This window comes from Neisseria sp. HMSC075C10, from assembly GCF_001815615.1.
GTDB classification, from domain to species: Bacteria; Pseudomonadota; Gammaproteobacteria; order Burkholderiales; family Neisseriaceae; genus Neisseria; species Neisseria subflava_A.
This window is the reverse complement of sequence record NZ_KV821262.1, coordinates 60,295-85,722: the sequence shown is the minus strand read 5'-3', so window position 1 is coordinate 85,722 and position 25,428 is coordinate 60,295. Positions and strand designations below refer to the sequence as shown.

The window sequence follows — 25,428 nt, the reverse complement described above, 5'->3', positions numbered from 1 at the left end:
TCTGAATTTCAGACGGCCTTTAATATGATTACTGACAGATATAATCAGCCAACAGTCTGCCTTTTTCCGCACTGGCTGCATTGGCCATATTCACATGCCTGGTCTCAGGGCCATTCTTGGATTTCAGGGCTTCGCCATATTTTTTGGCAAACTCTTTATTGGCACTGGTCACTCTTGACTCAGTGGCATCCAATATAAACCCGTCTTGCTCATATTTGCCTTGCGCAGTGATAATCAAGATATTTTCAGGCGAAGGATAATCCGGAAAATTAACATAGTTGGTAACCAGCTTGTAGGAAACGCCTTTGCCGTGTTTCATATCCTGACAGATGCCGTTAGGCGCGGTAAAGACTGCGTGGCCGATACGGCCGTGGCCGAAATCGTAAAAATCGATTCTCTTCGCAGAAGCCAATTGTTTTCTATCGTTGCCGTCATTTACATTTAATGACTTGCCGTTTACCAGAAACAGGGTTGGCAACAAGGGGCTGCCATGAGAGGCTTCCAAATTATATGCTTCGCCCAACAGCTTGCCTTGGCGATACACCGTCAAGACAGGCTTTTTCAGACCATTTTCCGGATTGCCGGTTTTCTTAAAAGAAATCTTCTGAACCACATTGCCAAATTCATAATAAGGTCGCGACTGCACACCTGTTTTCGTATCCTGCAGGGCGCTCCAGCTACCGTCCGTCGCTTGGGCGCATGCAGTCACGGCAGCAAATAGAATACCCGATAGTAAAACTTTAGAATATTTCATTCATAAACTCCTTCTCAAGTAAACAAAAAAACGGATGTGTGCCTTTACTGCTTATTTTTGTTTCTTTATTAAAATTTTAGAACTATTGTACTAACTTAGCAAGGGATTAAAGAACAGGCCGTCTGAACATTCAGACGGCCTTGATTAACATCAATTCTTAAGAAGCCAAAACGCGGGGGAACAAAATCTCATTTTCCAAGTGGATGTGGTTTTTCAAATCGTCCACCATCTCTTTGGCCAATGCGTACAAACGGGTCCAGCTGCCGCAAGCGCCTTCGGGAAGCTCAAAATTATTGGTCAATTCTTCCAAACGCGCGATGGCCTGATCGTGGTCTTCGTGTTCATGCATCATCACACTGATGGGCATGGCCGCGCCGCGACCCACACCCTGATTAATCATCGGGAACAACATGCGCTCCTCTTTCATCATGTGCATCAACAGCTCGTTTTGCATATAGGCCAACAAATCAGGTACTTCGGCAGGGAAAGTGTCGGCATGAACCTGCGCCACTTTTTGCGCCAGCGGAACCAACTCTTCAAACTGGGCGCGGTGGACATTGTGGTAACGCTGCAAGATATGGTCGATGGTGGAATTGAAAGGTGCGGTTTCCCAAAGGGTAAAGTCGGTCATGGCTGTGTTCCTTTAAAGATTGATATTGGATGAATGTTAGACATAAGGATACACGCTGCAAACGGCTTTGTATAGTTTTTTTAGTTGCTTAATTAATTGATAATAAAAGTTATTTTCAAAATTAAAATACCAAACAGGTCGTCTGAAACATAAAGTCAAAGTTTCAGACGGCCTGCCCTTTTCTTAAATAATCCAACGATATAACGCAATCATCACCGGCATGGTTACCACACAAAGCAAGGTCGTCAGTCCATAAATCGCGCTGGCTTTTTGGGCATTTTTGCCGTAAACAACCGCCATTTGGGTAACCGTCGCAGCTGCAGGCGAAGTCGTTGCCAAAAAGCTGATTAAAACAACCGTATCCGCATGCGCATCATGATGGGCAAAACCACAGACTTTGACGGCAAAAAGCAATAATACCGGAATCAAAATCAGCCTTAAAAAAGCAACAAGATAAAGCCTTGGCGTCCACATAATCGAGCGCAACGGCAGAGAAGCCAAAAGCATGCCCGCCACCAACATGGCAACTGGGCCAATCATACTGCCCACCGTCGCCAAAGTATTATCGACAATATGCGGCAGCTTGATTTGGAAGGTAAACATCAGCAACCCGACTAGCATAGATAAGATGTTGATATTGGTAAGAATGGTTTTCCAAGCCACATTGCCTCGGCCGCAAATCAACAGGCGCAGATGCGTCCAAAATAAAAACGTCTGCACCATGATAAAACCGCTGGTGTAAATCACCCATTCCGCACCAAAGACCGACATTACCAAAGGGATAATCAGGTTGCCCGAATTGCTGTACACCGTCGCCGCGTGTTCGAGCGCATCGAGTTTGAACAAGTGCTTAAACAACCTGCCCAGAACAATCAGTACCACATGGAAAAACACCGCCAGCATGACGGAAAGCTTCAGCCCTTCGATAATCTGCGGCGTATTATCCATCTGAAAAGCGTGAATCATGACGGACGGGCTGATCAGGTAAAGCGCGATGACGGAGAGCGTGTAGCTGTTTTCCGATTTCAACAGCCCGGCCTTCACCAAGGCCACGCCCATCAAAACAATCAGCGTCAGCTCGGTAATTTTTCCGGCAAGCAGGAAAGAGGTTTCCATAATAAAAAAGCGGTAAAAACGTTGATTTTACGCTTCTACCGCTTCGCATACCAAATTCAGACGGCCTCAACATTCAAGGCCATCTGAAATTTTCTACCACAGATAAGTTACGCTGGCTCCACCGCCTGCACCACCCTTAGATGCGCCAACAGCCGAACCTTTCACCAGCCATTTGCCGCTGGCGGATACTTTCGACACTCCGACAGCAAAACCGGCCTTTCCGCGCCAAACGCCGCTGCCAATGGATACCGCACCCTGTCCCGGCTGATAAGCTTGTCCCAGATTACCCACCGCAATCGCAGCGGCAGAGCCGGCATCAGCACGGTCTTCCAGTTTTTTCATTTCTACGCGTGTTTCAGCGCGTATCTGATTGATTTGAGCGGCTACTGCCGACTCTTTTTGCTGACTGTCGGCCTGCCATCTTTCCGCAAGCCTTTTGACCTGAGCCACATTTACCGCATCCGTATCCTGAGTACCGGCAGCCACATGGGTAATTTGACGGCTGTCCTTTTCATTGCCAACCGAAACCGCGCCCAATGTCGATTTCCATGCCTTTTCTTCAGATTGACTTGCCGACTGTGTCGCAAAATCATAGCCTGCCTGACCTGCAGCCAAATCTGCGATGCTTTGCGCACCCAGAGCCACCGCTTTCTCGGCTTTACCTTTGGCTTGGAAACCGAGTGCCAAAGATTTCTCTTCCAAAGCCGATGCACCGCCGCCGACTGCCGTACCACCTTCTTTACGCACGCTGGAGCTGGTGCCGACAGCCAGACCGTTCAAGGCTGTAGCGGAAGACTCTACACCCAAAGCTACACTGTTTACGGCATTCGATACCGCACGCGTACCGACCGCCACTGCTTGATAACCTTCTGCTTCAGCAGCCGATGCCAGCGCAAGTGATTGAGTCCCACGTGCTTTAGCTCGATCACCTAAGGCCGTCGCACTGAGCGCATCCGCCTCACTATCTCTGCCGATCGCTACTGCATCAATATTACTTGCCTGCGCGCCATTACCTACCGCAACGGCACGCAAAGCCGAAGCCTTGGACAGCAGGCCAACTGCAACGGATTGACCGCCAGAAGCAGCCGCTGCGCCACCGACTGCTACATCATTTGTTCCCTTGGCGTGAGCCCGAAAGCCAACCGCCACCGACCGTAATGCCTCCGCTTTGGATTCGCCACCCAAAGCAGTTGCGCTCAAACCGGAAGCGGCAGAATCATAACCCAAAGCCGCCGCCTTATAGCCACTTGCTTTAGCCTTGTCGCCAACTGCAGCGGCATTTTCGCCCGATACGGATTCTTTACCGACAGCCAAAGAACCCGTCTTGTGCATGGTTCCGGCAACAATAACTCCATCCGCATACGCAGTACCGGAAAAAAGCGCTAAAGCCAAACACAAAGGACTGAGCGATACATTTAGTTTCATCTTTATATTCTCCATTTTTAAATATTAAAAATATCTCGTTCAATCGTATTAATACTTTTGAACTAGTTATATTGTATATATTTTTATTCTCATATTAAATAGTTCGGATAAATATTTTGATTTGTGTCATAAATTTCAAACATCCTGGCAAATGTTCCTGGCCATCTTTCTAAACAACCATCAGTTTCAGACGGCCTGAAGCCTTTTTCCAACAACCCGACATAATTTGCCCTACCGCAAAGCAAATCAATATAAATCTATCCGTATATCCGCTATAATCAGCCATTTTCTTCAAACAGGAAACATCATGTCCCCCAGCCGTTTCAATCAAACGAGCCCCAAAATCGGCCTGAGCGTACGCCTTGCAGAAACCCAAGCTGAAATCGAAGCCGCCCAAAGATTGCGCTATCAGGTTTTTGCCCAAGAACTGGGGGCGGAAATCGAAAGTGATGACGGCCGCGATGTCGATCCTTATGATGAACATTGCCACCATCTGCTCGCGTTTGACGATGCAACCGGCGAAGTTATCGGCTGCTACCGCCTGATTACAGAAGAAACTGCAAAAAAAGTCGGCGGTTGGTACAGCGAGCATGAATTCGACCTTGAGCCTTTAAAAGACATTCTGCCACAAACCGTCGAACTCGGCCGCGCCTGTACCCACCCGGACTACCGCAACGGCGGCTTGGTTATGCTGTTGTGGACCGGTTTGGTCAAATTCATGAAAGACGAAAACCTGCGCTTTATGATTGGTTGCGGCAGTATCGAAATGCGCGACGGCGGCAACGATGCGGCCGGCCTGTATCATGCTTTGAAAGACAAATACCTCGCTCCGGCACAATGGTGTGTCAAACCGCTCAACCCGCTCAAATGGGACAGCATCACGCCGTCTGAAAATCCACCTGTACCCGCACTGATCAAAGGCTATCTCAAAGCAGGCGCGTGGTTCTGCGGCGAGCCTTGCGTCGATGAAGCATTCAACTGCGCGGATGTGCTGATCATGATGGACATCAACCACCTTGCCGACCGCTACTTGCAGCGTTTCGCCCCTAAAACCGATTCATAATAAAAGGCCGTCTGAAACTTCAGACGGCCTGCCTAATCTTTATAAAAACACACACAATGACCGCTAAAATCCGTTTTATCTTCCGTCTTCTCTGTATTGCCGGCTGCCTTTTGTACGGCATGGCCGAAATGTTTTTTCTATTTCCCTTTTACAGCAGCAAACGCAAACTGCGCGCAATCCAATTATGGTCGCTGCGCGTGCTTGCTTCCTGCGGCATGAAACTGCAAACTTTCGGCACGCCGCCGCAAGAAGGCCGCGGCCAGATGCTTATCAGCAACCATATTTCATGGTTAGACATTATGGCGGTCAACGGCGCTTTCCCCGGCCGTTTCGTGGCTAAAGACGATGTGGCCAAATGGCCGGTGGTCGGTTACCTCGCTACACAGGCGCAAACGGTTTACGTCTCGCGCAACCGCGGCATCAAAGGCAATTCCGCCAAAATTGCAGGCGTGACCGAAGCACTGAAAAACGGCGATACCGTCACCATTTTCCCCGAGGGCACCAGTACCGAAGGCCGTGAAATCCTGCCGTTCAAACCCAGCTTTTTTCAGACGGCCTATGATGCAGGCGTACCGATTATTCCGGTGCTCTGTCGCTATCCGAATCCGGACGGCAGCAGCCCCAACCCGCACACTGCCTACTACGGCGACATCAGCCTCTGGCAATCCATCTGCATGGTCATCAGCCAACCTTCCAGCATGGTCGAGCTGCATTTCCTCGATCCGATTGAAGCGGGAGAAGACCGCTATGCTACCGCACTTCACGTACACGCCCTGTTGAGCGAAAAGCAAAAACAGTTGGGCTGATCAAAAAAAGGCCGTCTGAATGTTCAGACGGCCTTTTCCATTATCTTATGTCTTAAGATGAATATTGCACCGAATCGCTACCACTTTTCTTTTGAATAAATTCAATTTTGTAGCCGTCCGGATCTTCGACAAACGCAATCACGGTCGTGCCGTGTTTCATCGGACCGGCTTCGCGTACCACTTTACCGCCCATCTCTTTGACACGTTCGCACGCCGCGTAAGCATCATCGACTTCAATCGCGATATGGCCGTAAGCATCGCCCAAGTCGTAAGACTCGGTATCCCAGTTGTGGGTCAGTTCCAAAACAGTATGGTCCGCTTCATCACCATAACCGACAAAAGCCAAGGTAAAACGGCCTTCAGGATAATCGCGGCGGCGCAGCAGTTGCATGTTCAATACGTTTTGATAGAAGTCCAAAGAGCGTTCGAGATTGCCGACACGCAGCATAGTATGAAGCAAGCGCATGATTTTGTTCCTTTCTGAATTATGTTTGGTCATGGATTATAACACATCGGGCACCATCCTCTTCAGCCTCAAAATACCGACACTGAAACTGCATAAAAATGAAGCACACACCCTGCCGTCATTTGAATTTCATGTATTAACAAGCACACCGACTGACTAAATTGCTATAATCGCCACAATTACAACACAACACTTCAAACCGTCATGAAAACCTTTGTTCTTCCAGATACCCGCCCTTATCCGCAGAGCCCTATCAAAAACTACCTTCTGCTCAATGCCTATCAACTGGCGCACAACTCCTCCTCCGCATCACGCAAGCTTTCGGCCGGCCAACTGCAAACCGAAATCCGCACCATGCTCAGCCAAAACCATTACATCAATCTTTCATTGGCGATGACCATGGCGCCCGATGTCGGCACTTACACCAGCCTGATTCAAAGCGTGGGCGAAGTCCTGAAAGCAGAAAACAATAACGAAGCCCAATGGTTTGCCCTACCTGTCGTTTTGGTCGCCGGTTGCAAAAAAGAACAAACCCTGCCGCTCACGCTGCCTACTGAAGCCCTCTTCGCCTGCCTGCAAAACTACCCCAACCTGCGCGCCCTCACGCAAAACACACAATGGCTGCCCTACCTCGTCCAATCTACCGACTTGAGCAGCATTACCCCGGGCGACTGGTTCCAAGCTAAGCAAAACGATGAAGCGGCAGGCGCATTCCTGCAAAAATTCGAATACAAACCATTGACGCTGCCCGAAGGTCAATCCGTCCATGTTGTTTACGCGCTGGGCTACGGCAATAAAGACATTCAGACGGCCTTGGGTCTCAACCTGCAACAGGCAGGCCTGCCATTGATGCAGGTTTGGCAAGAGCATCTCGCCCTTGACGGCGTTACCCTCTTTACCAACCCGCTCTCGCCCAATACGCCGCTTGACGCGCTTACCGACGGCAGCCACACCCGCCAACGCATGGCGATGGACGTCTTTGCCACCAACGCCATCCGCGCCATCCGTATGCAAAGCCCACGTGTCGGCGTTGTTGCCGCAGCAAAAGCGGACGGTAAGCTCCAGTTCAGCTTCAACGCAACAGACAGCGCGTTTGAAATCGTTCCGCAGACCTTCACTTGGGAGCTGGCCTCAACCGACAATATCGCCATCGTTCAGCAAAACTTCCTCGACCTGATGGCCGAATGCCGAATCGAGCACCTCTACCTGCTGCACAACCCATTGGGCGAAAACGAGAACATCCCTACTTATGCCCAAGCGTTAAAACTGGAAGGCCACAATCCTTTCTTCAGCCATGTAAACTAAATTGAAAATGCAACACGCCAAGGCCGTCTGAAAACGGTTTAGCGTGTTGCATTTATTTTCAAACCTTACCGCTCATTTTCACGCATATGAAAACCCACAAAATCCTTTTCGTCTGCCTCGGCAACATCTGCCGCTCCCCCATGGCCGAATACGTCCTGCGCCATCGGGCCCGCGAAGCAGGCATGGGCAATGCCGTCATTACAGCCAGCGCAGGCACATCAGGCTGGCACGACGGAGAAGACATGCACGAAGGCACACGCCGCGCGCTCAAGCAACATGGCATCGACCCGTCAGGCTTTACCAGCAGCAAAATCAAACCCAGCGATGCCGATCATTTCGACTACATCATCGTGATGGACGACAACAACCTCAGAGAAACCGAAAAGCAGCTCGGTTTCCACCCCGGCAAAATCTTCAAACTGACCGACCTTATCCCCGATTCAGGTTACAACCACGTTCCCGATCCGTGGTACACAGGCGACTTTGACGAAACCTACCGTCTGGTCGATGCCGGCAGTTTGGCCTTGTTGGAAAAATTGAAACAGGCTTAAACCGACTTTAACAATAAAAGGCCGTCTGAACAGGTATCCGCAAAAGCCATGCTTTCGTGATTACCTGTTCAGACGGCCTTTATTGATAACCGCATCAACCTACGCGATAAAACGCCAGGCTGCCCAATAAATTCGGCAGATGTTTAACCTGTCGGTTGCCCGTCATGACCGCACGCTCAAGCACGCGGATTTTGTTTTTGGCACACAGCAAATCAAAGTCTTTGAGGGTACACCAATGGATATTGGGCGTATCGTACCAATGATACGGCATCCGCTCGGAAACCGGCATATGGCCGCCGACGGCGATTTGAAAGCGGTTGCGCCAGTAGCCGAAGTTAGGGAAGCTGACAATAGCCTGCTTGGCCACGCGCATCAGGCAGCGCAGGATTTTTTCCGTGTTCTGCATGGCTTGAATGGTTTGGCTCAAGACAATCACATCAAAACTTTGATCGCCAAACGCTACCAAGCCTTCTTCCAAATCGGCTTGAATGACGTTCACGCCGCGGGATATGGCGGCAATTACACTGTCGGTATCGATTTCAACGCCGTAGCCGGTGCAATTTTTATGTTCCACCAACGCGGCCAACAGCTCACCGTCGCCGCAGCCTAAATCAAGTACGCGGCTGCCTTCGGGTATCCAATCGTAAATGAGTTGCAAATCGTCGCGCAGATTCATTTTTGGCAGTCCTTGTAAACGTTGTTCATGTAAGCGGCAACCGCGCGGATATAGGCTTCGTCTTCCATCAAGAACGCATCGTGGCCGTGATTGGATTTGACTTCAATGTATTGCACGGATTTTTGCGCGGCGATTAATGCCTTGACCAATTCATGCGAACGTTGCGGCGAGAAGCGCCAGTCTGTGCTAAAGCTGGCAACGAAGAATTTGGCCTGCACATTCTCCACGGCGCGCGTGAGGTTGTGGCCGTAATCGGCGGCCGGATCGAAGTAGTCGAGCGCCTTGGTCATCAGCAGATAAGTGTTGGCATCAAAACGGCCGACAAACTTGTCTCCTTGATAGCGCAGATAAGATTCCACTTCAAATTCAACGCCATAGCCGTATTGATAGCCGTCTGATTTTAAAATGCGGCCGAATTTTTTACCCAAGCCGTCTTCGGCAAGATAGGTAATGTGCCCCATCATGCGCGCGATACGCAAACCGCGTGAAGGAACGGTATGATGGCTGCGGTAATTACCTTCGTGGAAATCGGGATCGGTCAAAATCGCCTGGCGGGCAACATCGTTAAACGCGATGTTTTGGGTGGAAAGTTTAGGCGCGGAAGCGATAACGAGCGCGTGGGCAACGCGTTCGGGCAAAGAAATCGTCCATTGCAATGCCTGCATACCGCCCAAGCTGCCGCCGACAACGGCCGCCCATTTTTGAATGCCGAGATAATCGGCAAGCATGGCTTGGGACTTCACCCAGTCTTTGACGGTTACAACCGGAAAATCCGCACCATATTCGCGGCCGGTTTCAGGATTCTCGGACAAAGGGCCGGTGCTGCCGTCGCAGCCGCCCAAGTTGTTCAAACCGACCACAAAAAAGCGTTCGGTATCAATGGGTTTGCCGGGGCCGACCATATTGTCCCACCAACCGGCGTATTTATCCTCCGCACTGTGCTTGCCGGCAACATGATAATTGCCTGATAAGGCATGGCAGATAAGGACGGCATTGCTTTTGTCGGCATTGAGCGTGCCGTAGGTTTCAATCATCAGATCGAAACGAGGTAAGGTTTTGCCGTTTTCCAGAGCAAGCGGTGTGTCAAACGGAATTTTCCGGGGCGTTACAATGCCCACTGAGGCATTTGTTGTCATTTGTAATTTCCAAGTGATGCGGCAAAAGGGGTATTATAACGTTTCGTTTTTGTTTTGTGCATGAGGCTTCAGACGGCCTGCCCTAATTAGAGGCAATATTTTTGGGAGGATGTGGAATGATAGGCAGGCTTTTGCGATTTTTTTTCTTTTGCGCCATCGCGGCATTGATTGTGAACCGTTTGTTCAGCCGCCAACAAAAGCGCACCATTCGGGAAATCGCCAAAATCAGCGCGTGGGTATTGCTGGGGGCGGCCGCGGCTACACTGTTTTGGTATCTAATGATGCTGTTCTTCAAGCATATTCCCAATTCTTATTGAAATAAAATATAAAAGGCCGTCTGAAAACCTTAATCCAGCGTTTTCAGACGGCCTTTTGATATTCAAACTTAAAACAATTCTTCCGGAATCTTGCAAACCGGAATCGGATTGACTTTGTGCTGCATGGCTTTGTGCAATCGGGTATAGATTGCCAAAACTTCGCGCTGCCTGCCCTCAAAATCTTCAGGCTTGTGGCTGCCGTACACGCTCATCGCCCATTCGAGTTCAGGATAAGATGCACCCATTTGCTCTTCATCGGTACGCTCGGTATCCCAAAGGCCGTCTGTCGGTACGGCTTTTTGAATGTCTTCCGATACGTCCAGCTCGGCTGCCAGCGCGTACACTTGAGTTTTGGTCAAATCGGCAATCGGGCTGATGTCCACGCCGCCGTCGCCGTATTTGGTGAAGAAACCGACGCCGAAATCTTCAATTTTATTGCCCGTCCCCGCCACCAGCAAACCATGAAGCTGGCCGTAATAATAAAGCGTCGTCATGCGAAGGCGGCTGCGTGCATTGGCCAGTGCCAGCTGTTTATTGGGAAATTCGGTTTCGCTGACGTCAACGGTATCGGCAAACGTATCGAACGCCGGAGTCAAATCAACGCTTTGCGCTTTTACATTGGGATAACGCTGTTTCAGACGGCCCATGTGTTCTTGCGCGCGGTTGACTTGGTCGGATTTCTGACGAATCGGCATTTCCAACAACAAAACCGACAAACCGGTTTGCGCGGCAAGTGTGGAAACCACGGCAGAATCGATGCCGCCGGATACGCCGACGACAAAACCTTTGGCACGCGCCTGCTCGGCGTAATCTTTGAGCCATTGAACGATATGGCGGATGATGGCTTGGGTTTGCATAGGGATAAATGTTCGCTTCAAATAAACCGAATGATAGCCTGATTTGCACTTGTCTGAAAGACGACAGGGTATAATGTTTCTTTTATTTCTTGCACACACACCATGTCCAAACCCATCCTTCTGCGCTGGCTCGCCGTCTGCCTGATTCCGCTCGCCACCCTTTTGTGGTTTGCCCTCAATCCGCCCGAAGACAAAACGCAACACCTCATCAACGGCATCATCCTTGCCTGCGAAGCCACGTTCCTATTTAAATTCGTCCTCTTTGACGTCATCAAACACCACCTCAAACAAGAGCCCGAATTGAAACGGCAAAGCATTTGGATGTTTATCCCGATTGTTTTGCTGATTGTTTATTTATTCCACTATTTCGGCGCATTCTGATGTTTTCAGACGGCCTTGGGCATATTTTTCCATGAACACCACCTCACCTTATACCTGCTGGATTTTCTGCAATGTCATCGACAACTTCGGCGACATCGGCGTTTCATGGCGGCTAGCGCGTGTTTTGCAACGGGAACTCGGCTGGCAAGTGCATTTATGGACAGACGATTTCCCGTCCCTTCAGGCAATCTGCCCTGATTTGGCCTCGATTCCCAATATCCATCAAGGCATCGGCATTCACGCCTGGCAAGCCGACCATGCCGAAGATACCGATACAGCCCCTACCCCAGACATCGTCATCGAAACCTTCGCCTGCGAACTGCCCGACAACGTTCAAACCATCATTCGCCAACATCAACCGCTTTGGCTCAACTGGGAATACCTCAGCGCAGAAGACAGCAACGAGAGGCTGCACTTAATGCCCTCGCTCCAAGCCGGCGGCATACAGAAATACTTTTGGTTTATGGGTTTCAGCGAAAAAAGCGGCGGCCTGCTGCGCGAACGTGATTACGCCGAATTTGCCCGCTTTGATACGGAAACCTTACGCCGACAACTCAAACTTCCCGCAAAAAACGCGCCCGAATGGCTGCTTTTCGGCTATCAAAGCGATATTTGGGCAAAATGGCTGACCATGTGGCAACAGGCCGGCCAACCCATTACCTTGCTGCTTGCAGGTACACAAATCATCGCCAGCCTGAAAAACAGCGGCCTAGTACCGCAAAACGCCCTGCTTGAAGACGGCGATGTGTATCAGAGCGAACACATTACCCTGATCAAAATCCCTTTCGTTGCCCAACAGGATTTTGACAAACTGCTCAACCTTGCCGACGGCGCCGTCATACGCGGCGAAGACAGCTTTGTTCGCGCCCAGCTCGCCGGAAAACCTTTCTTTTGGCACATCTATCTGCAAGAAGAAAATATCCATCTCGACAAGCTGCACGCTTTTTGGGACAAAGCGCATCAAGTTTATCCGGATGTTGTCGCCACGGCACACCGCCTCCTTTCCGACGAACTCAACAACGGTAAAGCACTCAGCGACAACCAACGCCTGCAGGCATGGCAAACCCTGACGGCACATCAAAACGAATGGCGCCAAAGCGCGGCAAAATGGCGGGACGGACTTTTTGCCCAAAAAAGTGCCGTCGAAAAACTTGCCGCCTTTATTTCAAAGCACAAAAAAATACGCTAAAATAGCGCGTTTTATTACAACCGATTTGATTGGAAAACCACAATGAAAACAGCACAAGAACTGCGCGCCGGCAACGTATTCATGGTCGGCAACGATCCTATGGTCGTTCAAAAAACCGAATACATCAAAGGCGGCCGCTCTTCCGCCAAAGTCAGCATGAAACTGAAAAACCTGCTGACCGGTGCCGCTACTGAAACCATTTACAAAGCCGACGACAAATTCGACGTCGTAATCCTGTCCCGCAAAAACTGTACTTACAGCTACTTTGCCGACCCAATGTACGTCTTCATGGACGAAGAGTTCAACCAATACGAAATCGAAGCCGACAACATCGGCGACGCGTTGAAATTCATCGTTGACGGCATGGAAGACCAATGCGAAGTCACTTTCTACGAAGGCAACCCAATCTCCGTAGAATTGCCTACCATCATCGTTCGCGAAGTTGAATACACCGAGCCTGCCGTTAAAGGCGATACTTCCGGCAAAGTGATGAAAACCGCACGTCTGGTCGGCGGCACTGAAATCCAAGTGATGTCTTACATCGAAAACGGCGACAAAATCGAAATCGATACCCGTACCGGCGAATTCCGCAAACGCGCCTAATCAGCCCGTAATACAAAAAGGCCGTCTGAAACAAGTTTCAGACGGCCTTTTATCAATCTGCCTTATTGTTTCTTCAAGCCCTTGGCTTCGACAGTGGCAATCGTACCGTCAATGCCTTTGCTCTTAATCAGCTCGCCAAATTGGTTGCGGTATACCGTTACCAAGCTGGTACCGTCCACGCGGATGTTGTAAATCTTATACACACCGCCGCTTTGGTAAAGTTGGTAAGCCACCTCATACTTCGTGCCTTTTTTGGTTTGAATTTCTGAGAAAACGTCAAACTTATTGCCGTTTGCCGTCATCTTCGGCAACAGGCGCACATTTGCATCCGCCGCGCCAATTAACGCGGAATGCGAGTACATCGCAATGACCATGTCTTTGAATGCACGGATAAAATCGGTTTTCTGTTTGGCAGAAAATTCACGCCATGGCGCGCCGACCGCTAAAGCCGAAATACGCTCATAATCCAGATAACGGTTGGCATACTGCTCAACCTGTTTCACGCGTTGCGCCTCTGTCAAAGACGTATTGCGTGCGATTTTCAACACAGAATCAATGTTCTGCTGCATCTGCTTTTGCGCCGGATGCGTTTCCGCCGCCACATAAGGTGCGGCAATCACCATCGGAGCGGCCACAATCAAAGTTTGGAGAAAACGGTTCATGATGATATCCATCCAAAATAAAACCGCATTGTAAAAACAATCCATTCCAAAAAACTTAATTCTTTGTAAAAGCAGGCATGGGCAATGAAAAATCCTGCAATTAAATTTCAGACGGCCTGATAAAAATAAGATAACATATAAACATTATTTTCAAAGGAGGAAACCATGCCCTACGTCAACATTAAAGTAACCGGCGGCAGCGAAGCCCCGAGCGCGGAGCAAAAAGCCGAATTGATCCGCGGCGTTACCGAATTACTCTCACGCGTTCTCAATAAAAACCCTGAGACGACCGTTGTCGTCATCGACGAAATCGATATGGACAACTGGGGCATAGGCGGTAAAAGCGTGACGGTTCGCCGTGCCGAAGCGCGCAATAAGTAAGCCTTGGCCGTCTGAAGCCCTTTTAATTTACCCGCAAAAAGAGTACATTTATCCCATTGTTAACAATTTTACGGAACACACATCATGGAGAAATTCCCCAAATCATCCAAACTGGATCACGTTTGCTACGACATCCGCGGCCCGGTTCACAAAAAAGCCCTGCAACTGGAAGAAGAAGGCAACAAAATTCTCAAGCTCAATATCGGCAATCCGGCTCCGTTCGGCTTTGAAGCGCCTGACGAAATCTTGGTTGACGTCATCCGTAACCTGCCCACTTCTCAAGGCTATTGCGACTCCAAAGGCCTTTACTCCGCACGCAAAGCCATCGTCCACTACTACCAAACCAAAGGGCTGCTCGATGTTACCGTCAACGACGTTTACATTGGCAACGGCGTCTCCGAATTGATTACCATGTCCATGCAGGCGCTGCTCAACGACGGCGACGAAATCCTGATTCCCGCACCGGACTATCCTTTGTGGACCGCCGCCGCAACACTGGCAGGCGGCACCGTCCGCCATTATCTATGCGACGAAGAAAACAACTGGTTTCCCAACCTGGCCGACATGGAAGCCAAAATTACGCCTAAAACCAAAGCCATCGTCGTCATCAACCCCAACAACCCGACAGGCGCGGTGTACAGCAAAGAAATCCTGCTCGAAATCGCCGAATTGGCACGCAAACACGGCCTGATTATTTTTGCCGACGAAATTTACGACAAAATCCTCTACGACGACGCAGTACACTACCATATCGCCGCGCTCGCCCCCGACCTCCTGACCGTGACATTTAACGGCCTCTCAAAAGCCTACCGCGTTGCCGGGTTCCGTCAAGGCTGGATGATACTCAACGGCCCGAAACATCATGCAAAAGGCTATATCGAAGGCTTGGACATGCTCTCGTCTATGCGCCTTTGTGCCACCACGCCCATGCAACATGCCATTCAGACGGCCTTGGGCGGATACCAAAGCATCAACGAATTCCTCCTCCCCGGCGGCCGCCTGCTCGAGCAACGCAACAAAGCATGGGAACTGGTCAACCAGATTCCCGGCGTATCCTGCGTCAAACCCATGGGCGCATTGTATATGTTCCCCAAAATCGATACCGAAATGTACAGCATCCACGACGACATGAAATTCATCTACGATTTGCTCGTACGTGAAAAAGTCCTGTTCGTCCAAGGCACAGGCTTCAACTGGATACGCCCCGACCACTTCCGTATCGTTACCCTGCCGCCCGTTCATCAAATTGAAGAGGCCATGGGCAAACTCGAACGCTTCTTGCAAAACTACCGTCAATAAACCTAAACAAAGAGGCCATCTGAAAAAGCAAACCGCTGTTCAGACGGCCTTTTTAATCAAACAGCAACTTGGCAAAGCCCGCCGACATGCGTATAATCAACCCTTCCTATCTGGGGGCGATCTTGGTTTCGACGGGGGTTGCAAAGCAGATGCGGGCATACCGGGGTCTCAGATTTCCCGTTAAACACTGAATCAAAATAGTCGCAAACGACGAAACTTACGCACTGGCCGCTTAAGGCCTGCCGTTGCAGCAGTTGGTCAATGGGCTGTGTAGCGCAAGCTACCGCAACGTCATTCTACATTGACTGGTTTTCTGTCGGGTTACTTGGCAGGAAACGAGATTTAAGGTAACTGGTTCTCTGAAGGCCTGTTGGTCGGCATGATGGGGACGAGATTCTAAATAGACACAACTAAGTATGTAGAACGCTCTGTAGAGGACTTTCGGACGGGGGTTCGATTCCCCCCGCCTCCACCAGATTTGAAGCACAAACTTTTGATATAAAAAGGTTTGCGCTTTTTTATAAACTTAAACAGGCCGTCTGAAACTTTTCAGACGGCCTGTTTTTGTCTCAAATATCTGAGTGAAAAAACTTTTTCTTTCAATCTATTGCCAATAGTGCTTTAAAAAAGATTGCAGCCTTACATTTTTCTATCTGATTTCATATTCATTTTACGATGAGGTCTAACCGTTACACTCAAGGGCAGATGATCTGACAAATGCTGCCAGTCTTTACTGTTGTGGATTTCAGAATCGATGACATCAAGATTACGCGTGTAAATGCGGTCAAGGCTGAGGATTGGCAGGCGCGAAGGGAAGGTTTTGGGGCGTTTGCCTGTATTATCGACAAATACTTCGTTCAAATCTAATGCACTGCCCAGCTCACGCGCTGATTTCTGCCGCCAGTCATTGAAATCGCCGGCGATAATCAAAGGGCTTTCCGGACGAATGTACCGGCCAACGTAGTCGCTGATGGCTCGGTATTGTTTGAGGCGGTCCGGCTCGCGCAAGTTGAGGTGGACGCACAAACACACCAGCGGATCTTCCCAACCTTCGGGTACGACCTCACAATGCAACAGGCCGCGTTGTTCGAGTTTATTGACGCTGATGTTGAGGTTGTTTTCCGTTTTCAGCGGCAGGCGGCTGAGAATGGCGTTGCCGTGGTGTCGTTTGGGATAGACGGCATTTTTGCCGTAGCTGCGATGATAATCGAGGCTGTCGCCGATGATGTCGTAATGCGGTGCATCGGGAAAGTCGGTACGGCGGCTTCTGTTGAGATGTTGTCCTTGGACTTCTTGTAAAAACAAAACATCCGAACCCAATGCACCCAGCGCGTCAGCCATGCGGTTGACTTGCACTTTGCGGTTGAGTGCGGACATGCCTTTGTGCATATTGTAGGAAGTAATGGTAACTGGACGGGGAGACATGATGTATGATTAAGCGGTTTATTTGTTTCAGTATAGCACCGGAGCGTGTGGTTTTACGGCAATTTTGGTTATACTTGTTTAAAGAATAAAACAGCGTTTTGACAGGGAATTTCCCAATCAAAACGCCTTCTGTTTTTCAGACGGCCTTGCGTCCGAATCAGTTATTGATTACTTCAACATTGGTTTCAAAAGTAACAGTGTGCTGATATTTAGATGCGGTTTTGCGTTTTGGATAAGGATATTTGGAAACGCTTTTCACTGCACGTTCGTCCATTTCAGGATTGCCGCTGGATTGAATGATATTCACGCGGTCAACGTTGCCGGCAGGAGTTGTGAAGACATCCATCAAAACGGTTTTAACGCTGCCGTTTTGCGCTTTCATGGCTTCCAGAGTTTCGGTATCGGCTGCTTGTGCAGTACCGAATACAGCGGCAAACAACAGGGCTGAGGCGAGGAGTTTAGTCGTTTTCATGTTTTATCCTTATTAGGGTTGTGGTTAGGTTAAATATTTCAGACGGCCTGATTGATCGTTATTTGAAATTCAAAATCGGCCAACCTTTTGCTTTGGCTTCTTTTTCCAGCTCGGCATCCGGATTGACGGCAACAGGTTCGTCCACAATACGCAACAAAGGCAAATCGTTTTTGGAGTCGCTGTAAAAATAAACTTTACCGTAGCTTTCAAATGTCTCGCCACGCTCGGCAAGCCATTGGTTCAATCGGGTAATTTTGCCTTCTTTCAGGCTGGGCGTACCGATATAGTTGCCGGTATATCGGCCGTCTTCGCCGGTTTCAAGCTGTGTGCCGATAACATTGTGAATACCGAAAAGCTGGCAGATAGGGGTAATGATAAATTCGTTGGTCGAAGAAATAACCAACATTTCGTCGCCCGCCATTTGATGGCTTTGCACCAACATACGCTGCATCGGAGAAATGTGCGGAACAATATATTCGGCCATAAACTCGCGATGAAACTCAGCCAATTCCTTCTTGCTGAAACGGGCTAAAGGCGCGAGATGAAATTTGAGGAAAGCATCAATATCAAGACAACCGTTTTGATAGTCTTGGTAGAACTTTTCATTTTGCGCCTCGGTTTCAGCCGCATCGACTATGCCTTTTTTAATCAGGTATTGCGGCCAGGAGTGATCCGAATCGGTATTGATCAAGGTATTGTCGAGGTCGAAAATGGCAAGGTTTTTCATTGGGTTTCCTGTTGTTTTAAAAGCTGACGCAAAAGCGGCAAAGTAATGCGCTTGCCCATCATAACGGCGTAGTTGTCGAGGGTATCGAGCATTTGCATCAGGCTGTCCATATCGCGCCGCCAATGGTTCATCAGGTATTCAAAGATTTCCGGATCGATGGTTACCTGACGGGCGGCCGCCATGCTGACGAGCGCATCGATTTTTTCCCGGTCGGTCAGCGGTTTGACTTCGTAAACCAAGCAATACGCCATGCGTGTACGCAGGTCTTCACGGATAACGAGCTGCTGCGGCGTATATTCGGAACTCAAAAGCAAAAAGCCTTTGCCGCTGTTGCGGAAGCGGTTGAAGATGGCAAACAGTAAAGCCTGTTCTTCATTATTAAGCTTTTCGATTTGGTCAATGGCAAGATATTCCGCATCCAGCGCGGCTTCTGTCAGCGGCGTGGCGGCGGCATCAATATAGAGGGCATTTCGTCCGGCATCGAGCGCCTGTGCGACCCATGCCTGCAAAAGATGGCTTTTGCCTGCACCCTCTTCGCCCCAAACATAGATAAATTGCCCATGTTTGTGCTGCAACACATACACCAGCTCGGCATTTTCTGTTCCCAGAAATTTGTCGAAGCCGGGATAATCATGGCTGGCAAAATCGAAGATGAGCTGGTTCACAAAGGCGCACCGGTTAGGTTGAAATCGGTTTTATTTTACGTTGTTTTGCGGTTCACCATCAAGGATAAAGGCCGTCTGAAGCCTATACCTGCAACATATCTGCACTTCTAAACATATCTTGACGCGCTTACGGCATTGGTTTTATTCCGCTTTGGTTTTACAATGTCGAACTTCTGGCCGAAACATTTGTCTGTTCTTTTTCAGACGACCTTTTTATTTGGGAACCCTAGTGATTTCTACCCTTATTGATTTCATCCTCCATATCGACCAACACCTTGTCCACCTCTCCGCCCAATACGGCCCGTGGATTTACGCGATTTTGTTTGTTGTGATTTTCTGCGAAACCGGTTTGGTCGTGACTCCATTTTTACCCGGCGACTCGCTGCTGTTTGCTGCCGGCGGTATTGCGGCCATCGGCGGCATGAACATCCATGTCATGGTATTGCTGCTCTTAGCGGCCGCCATTTTAGGCGATGCGGCCAACTTTATGATTGGCAAGTATTTTGGACAAAAACTGTTTGCCAATCCTGATTCCAAAATTTTCCGCCGTTCGTATTTGGAAAAAACCCATGCGTTTTATGAAAAACACGGCGGGAAAACCATCATCATTGCCCGCTTTGTGCCGATTGTGCGGACGTTTGCGCCATTTGTCGCCGGTATGGGCGATATGCACTACGCGACGTTTATCCGTTACAACATTATCGGCGCAGTGTTGTGGGTATTGTCGTTTTCCTATGCAGGCTACTTCTTCGCCAATATCCCCATCGTCAAAAACAATCTGGGCTTAGTCATGGCGGCAATCATCGTAATTTCGATTTTACCTGCAGTAGTTGAAGTCATTCGTGCCAAACTTAACGCCCAAAAATAACAATCAATCGAAAAGTTTGAAAGTTTAAACACATCAAGGAATTGTCATGCCGTTGTTGTCTATTGAGTTTGCGGTATTCTTTATCGTATTTTTGCCGCTGTACTGGGCATTTGCACGTTTGCCGAAAGTTCAAAACGTTTTACTTTTGGTTGCCGGACTGGGCTGGCTTTACCGTATCGACCCCATCTTTGCCGCGCTGATTTTGGTTTACTCGTCTGTGGTTTACCTGGTCAGCGTGCTGATGTTTTCTGAAAACGAGCATATCCGCAAATTTTGGCTGGGTTGCGGTATTTTGGCGGCATTGACTGTTTTGTGTTTCTTCAAATACTTCGACTTTTTCCGCCCGATTATTCAGCAATATACAGGACAAAGCGCCATCATCGACATCCTTTTGCCTCTGGGCTTGTCTTATTACACTTTCCAATCGCTGGCTTACTTGGTGTATTGCTACCGTGAGCCTAAGGGAGAGCGTTTTGAATGGCACGAGCTCCTACTGCATCTGAGCTTCTTCCCCACCATCACATCCGGCCCGATTATCCGTGCAGCCGCTTTTAAAAGCATAGATGGCGAACAAGCAGGCGCATTGGTGCAAATCCGCACCAAACAGGCACGCCAGCTGATTTATCCGGCTTTGGCGGTTGGCCTGATTATGTTGGGCATTGCCAAAAAGTGGTGGCTTGCCGGCGTATTGGCGGAAGGCTGGGTATCGCCTGTTTTTGAAAATCCGGCCCAGTTCGACGGCTGGGGCGTGTTGTCTGCGATTTATGGCTACACCTTCCAACTCTTTTTCGACTTTTCCGGCTACTCAGATTTGGTCATCGGCTTGGCCATGCTGCTCGGCTTCCAGCTGCCGAAAAACTTTGCCGCGCCGCTTCGCGCCATCAACATCCGTGACTTCTGGGACAGATGGCACATCAGCCTGTCCACTTGGATTCGCGACTATATCTATATCCCTTTGGGCGGCAGCAAAAAAGGCTTCGGCCGCACCCAGCTCAACCTAATGATTGCCATGTTGCTTTCTGGCATTTGGCATGGCTACGGCTGGAGCTTTTTGATTTGGGGCGCGTTGCACGGTGCGGCTTTAGTATTTCTTAATTGTGGCGATAAAATCGTTGGCCGCAATGCCTTAGGCCGTCTGAAAATCGGCAAACCGCTCGCCTGGCTGTTTACCTTCCATTTCGTTTGTTTCGCTTTTGTCGTATTCAACAGCGCAACGCTTGCCGATACGGAAATGCTGTTCAGCGCCTTATTTGCCAATGATAAAGGTTGGAACGCACCTCTGCCGACCGACCTTATGTTGCTGGGTGCATTTGCGATGATGCTTTTGCTGTACCCGTATTTGCTTCGCTTATTTGAAGCATCGGTAAAAGGCTTGGACAAACTGCCTGCATGGCTGTGGTTTATCCCCATCACGCTTATCCTCGCCCTGATTATCGTCTTCGCCCCATCCGGCATTCCCGGCTTTATTTATGCCAACTTCTAAGGAGCAGAACATGAAACGCTTTATCTCCCTGTTTGTTTCTATTCTGCTCAGTGCGGTTGCGCTGACGTGGTTTGCCCAAAACTCCATCAATGCCTATTGGCAGCAGACCTATCATGAAAACAGTCCGCTTGAGCCTTTATCCGAATATGCTTGGTGGCGTATCGGTGCGGATTGGCAACAAAAAGCCTACGAATTTTCAGACGGCCTGAAAGCTTCACTGGAAACAGAAGACGCTTTGGCTTCGGAAGACTCTGGCATTGAAACAGCAAGGCCGTCTGAAAATACGGAAAACATTGAAGTATCGGACAATCAAAAAGACCCTGCTGCTTCCGATGCGGCTAACAATACAGATACCGCAGCCAGCGAGCCAAGCAATCAGGCTGATCAGTCGGCAACGCAGGTTGTATTGAAAAAAGGCAACAAAGTTTTCTTTGCCGGCGACTCGCTGATGCAGGGCGTTGCACCTTTCGTACAAAAGCACCTCAAGCAAGAATATGGCGTACAATCGGTCAACCTCAGCAAACAAAGCACCGGTTTATCCTACCCCAATTTCTTCGACTGGCCGAAAACCATCGAACAAACTTTGCAAAAAGAACCCGACATCCGCGTTTTGGTTGTATTCTTAGGCCCTAACGACCCTTGGGATTTCCCGATGGGTAAAAAATACCTGAAGTTCGCCTCCCCCGAATGGGAGGCAGAATACCTCAACCGCGTCCGCCGTATTCTTGATGCAGCCTCTACACATGATGTCCAAGTCATTTGGCTGGGCATTCCTTACATGAAAAAAGCCAAGCTCAACGAACAGATGCGCTACCTCGACAAAATCCTGTCAGGTACGGTGTCGCCTCAAGCCATTTGGCTGCCGACCGACAAACTGTTGAGCAATGGCGCAGAAGAATATGCCGACTCTGTCAAAGTAGATGGAAAAATCATCCGTTACCGCAGTAAGGACGGCATTCACTTTTCCGCAGAAGGCCAAAAGCTATTGGCCGGAAAAATTATGGAAAAAATTAATTTTACACACGATACACAACCATGAAATTTAATAAAACCTTACTCCTCACGCTTCTCGCACTCCCTATTACCGCCTGCGCCTCCAATGACGGCCTGTTAAGCAACTACGACTCCAACCGCCCTGCCTGGCTGAACAAACTCCAACAGCTCAACAATGCTTCAGACGGCAAGTTTCGTATTATCCAAGTCGGCGACTCCCACACCGCCGGCGACTATTTCACCGACCGCCTTCGTCGCCGTTTGCAACAACAATGGGGCAACGGCGGCATCGGTTGGGTTTATCCCAACACCGTCAAGGGCCAACGTATGGCAACCGTCCGCTACAACGGCAGCGGTTGGAACACCATCAGCAGCCGCAAATCACACAGCGATTTTTCTTTCGGCGGTATTGAAGCACGCGCCGATGGCGGCAGCGTTACCTTAAGCGCAGCCGACGGCAACATGGATATGCAACAAATCTCCATTTTCGGCAAACCGGTTTGGTCCGAGCAAACCCTGACCGTCAACGGCCACGAAATCCCTGCCACACAAAACGGTTGGCAACTGATGCATACCAATGCCTCCCTACCGATGACCCTCAGCAGCAGCATGCCTTGGCAAATCGGTTTCATTAATATCGAACGCCCCGGACGCGGCGTAACTGTTTCCGCCATGGGCATCAACGGCGCGCAGTTATCCCAATGGTCAAAATGGCGGCCGGGCATGTGGGAAGATTTGGCACAAACCAAAGCCGATTTAATCATCCTTGCCTACGGTACCAATGAAGCCTTTTCCGGCAATCTCGATATTTCCTCTACCGAACGGACATGGCGCAATTACATCCGCCAAATCAAAAATACCCTGCCCAACGCAGGTATCCTGATCCTCGGCGCTCCGGAATCTTTGAAAACCGCCTACGGCAGCTGCGGCAACCGTCCGGTCTTGCTCAGCGAAGTACAACAAATGCAGCAACGCGTTGCCCGTGACGAAAAAATCATGTTCTGGTCTTGGCAAGATGCAATGGGGGGCGCATGCAGCATGAAAAGCTGGATGGCTCAAGGCTTGGCAACCAAAGACGGCGTTCACTTCTCTGCACAAGGTTACGAAACTGCAGCCGATAAGCTTGCCGACAGCCTGATCCGCTTTGCTCAATAAATTAGCCAAAGCCTAAGTACTTTTCATTAACAGTACACAAAAGGCCGTCTGAAATTAATATTTCAGACGGCCTTTTATTTATCGCTTATTCAGCAAACTGCTTAATTTTTAAGCCAACATATTGCTGCTCATGCGTTGCGTTTGATTTTCCGTAAAACGAACCAATCCTGCCTGCTTGTCAAAGCCTAATGGCTTGGCGACAAGACGGTTGGGCAGCTTGTTTAAATGATGGTTGTAACTTCCGGCTCTGCGGTTGTAAGTGCGGCGTGCCGATGCGACTTCCGCTTCTGCTGCATTCAGCATTTCCATCAAACCGGCCAATTTCTTATCAGGATACTGTTTCAAAAGACCGTTGACGGCAGTTTGCAATTTTTTCAGGGCATAATTCAATGCTGTTTCGGCTTCACACAGATGTTTGATTTTGGATTCGGAAAATGTTTTGACAGTTTGCGCCAATGCGGTTTCGACTTCGGCACACATCTGCTGAACGTTTTGATCCGATGCAATGCCCTGCTCTTGCAGGTGTTTGCTGTATGCATCCAATACATGACGGACAGCCTGATGGCGGCAGTCGAGCGCAATGCGCAAAGAGACAAAAGATTCGCGACAGTCTTTTTTGCGGTCTTTCAACTGTTGTTTGAAATACAATAAGACGGCGGTGATTGATACGAAGATAAGTGCAAGACTAATAATACCCATAGTAAGTTCCCTAGTTATGATGCCACTCATATCGGTGGCTGATTTTTTACATTGATTATAATCCAATTTCAATATTTTTCCCAATTTTCATAAAAAAGGCCGTCTGAAATTCAGACGGCCTGAAGTTTATATTTCTATTTCAATGCTTTGACTTGATGTCGATAATCCACACTTCTGATTGCGAACCCAAACGAAGGGGAATGCCCCAGAAGCCATAGCCCGAAGTGGTGAAGAAATGGCCGTTGCCGATTGCTTCATAACCATAAGCGAGACGATAAAGCGTATGGACGATAAGGTTGGCAGGTGCAACTTGGCCGTTGTGGACATGGCCGGAGACCTGCACATCAATCGGCAGCCGGGCATGGGTTTCGATTGAAGTAGGACGGTGATCCATCAATAAAACCGGTAATTGGGTATTTTGACCTTCCAAAAGCTGCTCCGCACTGGGACGCTTGCGATCCAAATCATCGCTCCGCCCTACCAGCAACACACCATTCACTTCCAGAACCTGATTGGCCAAAACCGTCAAACCTGCCGCTTCCAATTCATGTTTGATACGCTTCTGATCGCGGAACCAGTCATGATTGCCCAAAGTGGCATAAACGCCCATCGGCGCAGTCAGCTTCTGCAAATGCGGTTTCATGTTTTCTTTAAGGTAGGCATCAACGGTATCGTCCATCAAATCCCCCGGCAGCAACACCATGTCGACTTTTTCCCGCTTCATGATGTCCGTTAGCTTGTCCAATTGACGCGCGCCAAACAAAATCCCCAAGTGCAAATCGCTGGCCACGCCGATACGCAGCGGCTTATCCATTTTCTTATTGATGAATACAGTCTGATGGCGAACAACAGGCGTATAGGCGTTATACATCCCAAAACCGAGCAAACCGGCCACAAACAAAGGCGCAAACAGCCGCAGGCTTCGTGACAGCAGTTGGCGTGCCATAAAACGGCGCAGCAAAAGATACAGGATAAATGTCGCCAGCGCGGCATACATCACAAACAGCAAGATCACCATCCAAAACGCCATCGCGCGGAATATTATATGTCCCAACTCCAGCAGCAAACCGACCAACAAGCCGTTTGTAATGAAATAGGAAATACCCATCAGCCAACGTCTGCCGACTTTGCCAATCCAAGGCGCAAACAACCATTGCAGCGAACGCCCGAGCCCGAATGTAAACACTTGCAACAGAATGACGCTCACAAAAAACATCTTGCCAAACATGCCTTTCCGCCCTAAAAAATCAAAAGGCAGATTTTAGGCCGTCTGAAACTTTCAGTGTATAATCCCCCGCGTAAAAACCCATAATATTTTGAAAG

The 25,428-nt window shown here is 49.3% G+C and carries 29 protein-coding genes and 1 other RNA gene; 15 read left to right on the top strand and 15 right to left on the bottom strand.

All coding sequences use genetic code 11. The annotated features are described in order from the left end of the window. Window positions 1-28 precede the first annotated feature (28 nt). The 4 genes from HMPREF3047_RS05980 to HMPREF3047_RS05965 form a co-directional block, all read right to left on the bottom strand. A complete protein-coding gene (locus HMPREF3047_RS05980) occupies window positions 29-754 on the bottom strand; it encodes a DUF8095 domain-containing protein (RefSeq protein ID WP_070712601.1) in 726 nt (241 codons plus the stop codon). A 157-nt stretch (window positions 755-911) separates the two neighbouring features. Next, window positions 912-1,385, bottom strand: coding sequence for an iron-sulfur cluster repair protein DnrN (dnrN, locus tag HMPREF3047_RS05975; RefSeq protein WP_070712599.1), 474 nt, complete (start codon window positions 1,383-1,385; stop codon window positions 912-914). A gap of 183 nt (window positions 1,386-1,568) precedes the next feature. After that, on the bottom strand, window positions 1,569-2,501 hold the full coding sequence (locus tag HMPREF3047_RS05970) for an AEC family transporter (protein ID WP_070584211.1): 933 nt from the start codon (window positions 2,499-2,501) through the stop codon (window positions 1,569-1,571). 93 nt (window positions 2,502-2,594) lie between these two features. After that, a complete protein-coding gene (locus HMPREF3047_RS05965; RefSeq protein WP_070712596.1) occupies window positions 2,595-3,926 on the bottom strand; it encodes a YadA-like family protein in 1,332 nt (443 codons plus the stop codon). Window positions 3,927-4,233: 307 nt separating this feature from the next. Here HMPREF3047_RS05965 and HMPREF3047_RS05960 point away from each other — a divergent pair, with 307 nt between their 5' ends. Both HMPREF3047_RS05960 and HMPREF3047_RS05955 read left to right on the top strand, forming a co-directional pair. Further along, window positions 4,234-4,989 (top strand): GNAT family N-acetyltransferase, encoded by a 756-nt coding sequence (locus HMPREF3047_RS05960; protein WP_070712594.1) that lies wholly within the window; start codon window positions 4,234-4,236, stop codon window positions 4,987-4,989. A gap of 56 nt (window positions 4,990-5,045) precedes the next feature. After that, window positions 5,046-5,795: a lysophospholipid acyltransferase family protein gene (locus HMPREF3047_RS05955; protein WP_070712591.1), complete on the top strand. Its 750-nt coding sequence runs from the start codon at window positions 5,046-5,048 to the stop codon at window positions 5,793-5,795. A 52-nt stretch (window positions 5,796-5,847) separates the two neighbouring features. Here the strand turns inward: HMPREF3047_RS05955 and gloA are convergent, their stop codons facing one another. Then, window positions 5,848-6,261: a lactoylglutathione lyase gene (gene gloA, locus HMPREF3047_RS05950; RefSeq protein ID WP_003685011.1), complete on the bottom strand. Its 414-nt coding sequence runs from the start codon at window positions 6,259-6,261 to the stop codon at window positions 5,848-5,850. Window positions 6,262-6,465: 204 nt separating this feature from the next. Here gloA and HMPREF3047_RS05945 point away from each other — a divergent pair, with 204 nt between their 5' ends. Both HMPREF3047_RS05945 and HMPREF3047_RS05940 read left to right on the top strand, forming a co-directional pair. Beyond that, a complete protein-coding gene (locus tag HMPREF3047_RS05945) occupies window positions 6,466-7,566 on the top strand; it encodes a conjugal transfer protein (RefSeq protein ID WP_070712589.1) in 1,101 nt (366 codons plus the stop codon). An 86-nt stretch (window positions 7,567-7,652) separates the two neighbouring features. Next, the gene (locus tag HMPREF3047_RS05940) at window positions 7,653-8,117 is read left to right on the top strand and encodes a low molecular weight protein-tyrosine-phosphatase (protein ID WP_070608359.1); all 465 of its coding nucleotides are present in this window, start codon (window positions 7,653-7,655) and stop codon (window positions 8,115-8,117) included. 94 nt (window positions 8,118-8,211) lie between these two features. Here the strand turns inward: HMPREF3047_RS05940 and metW are convergent, their stop codons facing one another. Together metW and HMPREF3047_RS05930 are read right to left on the bottom strand one after the other, a co-directional pair. Next, window positions 8,212-8,793, bottom strand: coding sequence for a methionine biosynthesis protein MetW (gene metW / locus HMPREF3047_RS05935; protein ID WP_004519858.1), 582 nt, complete (start codon window positions 8,791-8,793; stop codon window positions 8,212-8,214). Beyond that, a complete protein-coding gene (locus HMPREF3047_RS05930; RefSeq protein ID WP_070712587.1) occupies window positions 8,790-9,929 on the bottom strand; it encodes a homoserine O-succinyltransferase MetX in 1,140 nt (379 codons plus the stop codon). Before HMPREF3047_RS05930 ends, metW begins: the two co-directional genes overlap by 4 nt. Window positions 9,930-10,045: 116 nt before the next feature. Between HMPREF3047_RS05930 and HMPREF3047_RS05925 the strand changes: the two genes are divergently transcribed. Then, window positions 10,046-10,246: a protein MIGRI gene (locus tag HMPREF3047_RS05925; RefSeq protein ID WP_003747144.1), complete on the top strand. Its 201-nt coding sequence runs from the start codon at window positions 10,046-10,048 to the stop codon at window positions 10,244-10,246. A gap of 68 nt (window positions 10,247-10,314) precedes the next feature. On the opposite strand, the gene nadE is transcribed toward HMPREF3047_RS05925, so the two are convergent. Continuing rightward, window positions 10,315-11,103 (bottom strand): NAD(+) synthase, encoded by a 789-nt coding sequence (gene nadE / locus HMPREF3047_RS05920; RefSeq protein ID WP_003747146.1) that lies wholly within the window; start codon window positions 11,101-11,103, stop codon window positions 10,315-10,317. A gap of 102 nt (window positions 11,104-11,205) precedes the next feature. Here nadE and HMPREF3047_RS05915 point away from each other — a divergent pair, with 102 nt between their 5' ends. From HMPREF3047_RS05915 to efp, 3 genes are read left to right on the top strand one after another with little or no spacing between them, the layout of a single operon-like run. Further along, entirely contained in the window at window positions 11,206-11,484 is a 279-nt protein-coding gene (locus HMPREF3047_RS05915) for a hypothetical protein (RefSeq protein ID WP_003747149.1), read from the top strand. Between the two features lie 31 nt (window positions 11,485-11,515). Further along, window positions 11,516-12,673, top strand: coding sequence for an elongation factor P maturation arginine rhamnosyltransferase EarP (gene earP, locus HMPREF3047_RS05910; protein ID WP_070712585.1), 1,158 nt, complete (start codon window positions 11,516-11,518; stop codon window positions 12,671-12,673). 42 nt (window positions 12,674-12,715) lie between these two features. Beyond that, on the top strand, window positions 12,716-13,276 hold the full coding sequence (efp, locus tag HMPREF3047_RS05905; protein WP_036490530.1) for an elongation factor P: 561 nt from the start codon (window positions 12,716-12,718) through the stop codon (window positions 13,274-13,276). A 62-nt stretch (window positions 13,277-13,338) separates the two neighbouring features. Here efp and HMPREF3047_RS05900 read toward each other — a convergent pair whose 3' ends face one another. Further along, on the bottom strand, window positions 13,339-13,938 hold the full coding sequence (locus HMPREF3047_RS05900) for an MlaC/ttg2D family ABC transporter substrate-binding protein (RefSeq protein ID WP_036491216.1): 600 nt from the start codon (window positions 13,936-13,938) through the stop codon (window positions 13,339-13,341). A gap of 165 nt (window positions 13,939-14,103) precedes the next feature. Here HMPREF3047_RS05900 and HMPREF3047_RS05895 point away from each other — a divergent pair, with 165 nt between their 5' ends. The 3 genes from HMPREF3047_RS05895 to ssrA all read left to right on the top strand — a co-directional run bounded on the left by HMPREF3047_RS05895 (window position 14,104) and on the right by ssrA (window position 16,093). Next, the gene (locus HMPREF3047_RS05895; protein WP_003682441.1) at window positions 14,104-14,319 is read left to right on the top strand and encodes a tautomerase family protein; all 216 of its coding nucleotides are present in this window, start codon (window positions 14,104-14,106) and stop codon (window positions 14,317-14,319) included. Between the two features lie 84 nt (window positions 14,320-14,403). Beyond that, a complete protein-coding gene (locus HMPREF3047_RS05890) occupies window positions 14,404-15,618 on the top strand; it encodes a pyridoxal phosphate-dependent aminotransferase (RefSeq protein WP_036490528.1) in 1,215 nt (404 codons plus the stop codon). A gap of 112 nt (window positions 15,619-15,730) precedes the next feature. Continuing rightward, window positions 15,731-16,093: a transfer-messenger RNA gene (gene ssrA / locus HMPREF3047_RS05885) on the top strand. A 164-nt stretch (window positions 16,094-16,257) separates the two neighbouring features. Here ssrA and HMPREF3047_RS05880 read toward each other — a convergent pair. From HMPREF3047_RS05880 to hda, 4 genes are all read right to left on the bottom strand, one after another. Further along, a complete protein-coding gene (locus HMPREF3047_RS05880; protein ID WP_039862165.1) occupies window positions 16,258-17,043 on the bottom strand; it encodes an endonuclease/exonuclease/phosphatase family protein in 786 nt (261 codons plus the stop codon). 157 nt (window positions 17,044-17,200) lie between these two features. Next, the gene (locus HMPREF3047_RS05875) at window positions 17,201-17,515 is read right to left on the bottom strand and encodes a TonB family protein (protein WP_003747161.1); all 315 of its coding nucleotides are present in this window, start codon (window positions 17,513-17,515) and stop codon (window positions 17,201-17,203) included. 58 nt (window positions 17,516-17,573) lie between these two features. Next, window positions 17,574-18,242, bottom strand: a complete 669-nt coding sequence (locus tag HMPREF3047_RS05870) for a histidinol-phosphatase (RefSeq protein ID WP_070584186.1) — start codon at window positions 18,240-18,242, stop codon at window positions 17,574-17,576. Then, window positions 18,239-18,907 carry a DnaA regulatory inactivator Hda gene (gene hda / locus HMPREF3047_RS05865; protein WP_036490522.1) on the bottom strand — a complete coding sequence of 223 codons (669 nt, stop codon included), beginning with the start codon at window positions 18,905-18,907 and terminating at the stop codon, window positions 18,239-18,241. Before hda ends, HMPREF3047_RS05870 begins: the two co-directional genes overlap by 4 nt. Before the next feature lie 229 nt (window positions 18,908-19,136). Here hda and HMPREF3047_RS05860 point away from each other — a divergent pair, with 229 nt between their 5' ends. From HMPREF3047_RS05860 to HMPREF3047_RS05845, 4 genes are read left to right on the top strand one after another with little or no spacing between them, the layout of a single operon-like run. Then, window positions 19,137-19,775, top strand: coding sequence for a DedA family protein (locus HMPREF3047_RS05860; protein WP_070584185.1), 639 nt, complete (start codon window positions 19,137-19,139; stop codon window positions 19,773-19,775). Between the two features lie 46 nt (window positions 19,776-19,821). Next, on the top strand, window positions 19,822-21,258 hold the full coding sequence (locus tag HMPREF3047_RS05855) for an MBOAT family O-acyltransferase (RefSeq protein WP_070712583.1): 1,437 nt from the start codon (window positions 19,822-19,824) through the stop codon (window positions 21,256-21,258). A gap of 10 nt (window positions 21,259-21,268) precedes the next feature. After that, window positions 21,269-22,297: a peptidoglycan O-acetyltransferase PatB gene (gene patB / locus HMPREF3047_RS05850; protein ID WP_070712581.1), complete on the top strand. Its 1,029-nt coding sequence runs from the start codon at window positions 21,269-21,271 to the stop codon at window positions 22,295-22,297. After that, on the top strand, window positions 22,294-23,406 hold the full coding sequence (locus HMPREF3047_RS05845; RefSeq protein WP_070712579.1) for an SGNH/GDSL hydrolase family protein: 1,113 nt from the start codon (window positions 22,294-22,296) through the stop codon (window positions 23,404-23,406). The genes patB and HMPREF3047_RS05845 overlap by 4 nt, the downstream gene beginning before the upstream one ends. Window positions 23,407-23,514: 108 nt before the next feature. Here HMPREF3047_RS05845 and HMPREF3047_RS05840 read toward each other — a convergent pair whose 3' ends face one another. After that, the gene (locus HMPREF3047_RS05840; RefSeq protein WP_070712578.1) at window positions 23,515-24,105 is read right to left on the bottom strand and encodes a LemA family protein; all 591 of its coding nucleotides are present in this window, start codon (window positions 24,103-24,105) and stop codon (window positions 23,515-23,517) included. A 139-nt stretch (window positions 24,106-24,244) separates the two neighbouring features. Beyond that, window positions 24,245-25,333: a metallophosphoesterase gene (locus tag HMPREF3047_RS05835; RefSeq protein WP_070584175.1), complete on the bottom strand. Its 1,089-nt coding sequence runs from the start codon at window positions 25,331-25,333 to the stop codon at window positions 24,245-24,247. Window positions 25,334-25,428: the final 95 nt, after the last annotated feature.